2 protein-coding genes and 2 pseudogenes are annotated in these 2,185 nt (G+C 49.5%); 3 read left to right on the forward strand and 1 reads right to left on the reverse strand.

Translation table 11 applies throughout. From position 1 onward, the window contains the following. Positions 1-364: pseudogene (locus HMPREF2756_RS11340) on the reverse strand (hypothetical protein); the annotation flags it as partial. A gap of 339 nt (positions 365-703) precedes the next feature. Here HMPREF2756_RS11340 and HMPREF2756_RS04275 point away from each other — a divergent pair. The 3 genes and pseudogenes from HMPREF2756_RS04275 to HMPREF2756_RS04285 form a co-directional block, all read left to right on the forward strand. Then, positions 704-1,639, forward strand: coding sequence for a hypothetical protein (locus tag HMPREF2756_RS04275; protein ID WP_070618656.1), 936 nt, complete (start codon positions 704-706; stop codon positions 1,637-1,639). 49 nt (positions 1,640-1,688) lie between these two features. Continuing rightward, complete coding sequence (locus HMPREF2756_RS04280; protein ID WP_246825838.1) at positions 1,689-1,829, forward strand: peptide methionine sulfoxide reductase; 141 nt, start codon at positions 1,689-1,691, stop codon at positions 1,827-1,829. Next, positions 1,819-2,185, forward strand: a pseudogene (locus HMPREF2756_RS04285) (hypothetical protein); the annotation flags it as partial. The gene HMPREF2756_RS04280 and the pseudogene HMPREF2756_RS04285, both read left to right, overlap by 11 nt.

A 2,185-nucleotide genomic window follows, 5' to 3' on the forward strand; every position in this document is an offset into this window, starting at 1 on the left:
GGTACGAGACCCTGCACACCCACAAACCCCACACAGCACCAGGGGTAAAGACTATAAGTAGCCCTGCGCTAACCCAGTCTCCCGTGTCTAGAGGTACACCACTGATTCTTAGCTGGATCGTGGCGTACAGAATAAGCGCTAGCATAATAAGCGTTACCCATAAGAGCATTTTGATGAACCACGAGGCTTGTAACCGCACCGAGGCCAACACCCGCACCACAGCCCGAGGGTCAGAGGTTTCTTCTACCACCTGCTGGGTTTTCTGCTCACGATCACGCCGGCGCCCTTCAAATACTGCTGAGAGCCAGAATGTTGTTGCTACAAACGTGACGCAGATGATTCCAAAGATTAGTCCGTCACTCATCAGAGACTACCGTTCCTGCCGCGACCCAGTTTGAAGATCACTAGCATCTCTGACCGTCTTACCATAGAATTTCCACCCCACCCAGTTACTTGCATTATTCACAACACTACTATTCCGCATCGCTGCTACCGGTTTCAAAGCCCCTACCTTTGAAATCCCGGCATTGAGCATATCCGAAGTCTTCCACCCCTAACTGTACAACCCGAGGCACCGCCGCCTGGGTACCCTCAACAGCTGCTTGAGCTACTAACGTCAATGCTGGTAAATCTTTATTTACTGCTGGTTCTATATCGTACGGTAGTAAGGTTAGGAAGCATAGGGGCCTGGAGAGTAGCAACAATGGGAAACTATATTTATTATTCCCTCATCTTTAGCGGCATCGTTATCTGTAGTTACCTCTCGTATCGAAGCGAGAAAAAACAAAAGAACTACTATCAGAAAATAACCTCGGCGTATACCATGGGCTGGGGTGCCACACCGTCCTCGCATCGTGTGCCAACATTCGGCAAGGCAGGAGAAGACTCGTCTGCTGAGGGAAGTGCTGTGCATAAGAATGAGCGCTCTGATACTTTGGGAGAAACTCCTGAATCTGTTCCTGCTAGGGATGTCGAGGAGTTCGTGGAGAGTTTTATGAATATTGTTCAGAGGCGGCCTTTATTGTTCCCCATTGCAGGATGGGCCATGATGATAACAATCATATTTTTTGTAGGCTATATTGCTCTAGCTTTTATTGCGAGAAGGCCTTCGGAAGAATACGTCCCTTTTATTTTTGTTGTTTGTGTGACGTTTCCTGTTGCTGTTTTTTGTATTAGGTTCGGTCGTGATGATTATGTGAATTTTCGGCGTGCGGAGATTGTGCATAAGCCTTTGGGTGGTGCTCGAAAGAGTTTTCCGTATCATGCGATTGCTGGGTATTATTTTGATCCTTGCAATACGGAGCATGGGGGGTTTGAGGTACAGACTCGGCAGGGGTATAAGGCGCGGTTTGTGCCGGGGATGTATAACTGTGTGTATGTGGGGTCGCAGATTGCGTTTCGGCTGGATTATGGGTATTGGGCTGATCCGTTATCCACGTCTGACATGTGTGCGCTTGCTGCGTATGTGACAGATTTTCGGTGGGTGTATCGTTTGTTGGAGGTGCCTGCTAGTGCTCATTTGGATCAGCGTGATGTGGGGCTAAGGCCGGTGGGGAGTCCTTCACCGGGTGCTGGGTATGTTCGCGTGGTTCCTGAGGTGAAGGATTTTGTGTATGCGAAGTCTGTGATTACACGGTAGGTATTTGAGTGGTTCAAGGATTAATTCGCTTGATGTTTATGAGGATGGGGTGAGTACTATCAAGTCTGGTTTCACGGCTGGGGCGAAAACCTATGGCGGCAACATTAAAAATGCTCGTGGGGAATCCGAAGCCCCCGGGGCTAGTCTTCAGACCGGCACATCAGGGGCGGTAGCTGCTGATGAGCAGTGAACTTATCTTTGGTCTCTTCTGCCTAGTCTTTGTGGTGGGGACGTTTTGGCTCTCAGCAGTATTTGAAGGGCGCCGGCGTGATCGTGAGCAGAAAACCCAGCAGGTGGTAGAAGAAACCTCTGACCCTCGGGCTGTGGTGCGGGTGTTGGCCTCGGTGCGGTTACAAGCCTCGTGGTTTATTAAAATGCTCTTATGGGCACTGCTTATTTTGATTCTTTTGATGCAAGTATCCTTCTTTGACCGTGTCCTCTCTGGTGGATCACCTGAGATACCGGTCATTTGGATCAATTTCACGTTTTTGGTTCTGGGTTTTCCTTCTGTGGTGTGGGGTTTGTGGGTGTGCAGGGTCTCGTACC

This window comes from Rothia sp. HMSC067H10, assembly GCF_001810635.1.
Classification (GTDB): domain Bacteria; phylum Actinomycetota; class Actinomycetes; order Actinomycetales; family Micrococcaceae; genus Rothia; species Rothia dentocariosa.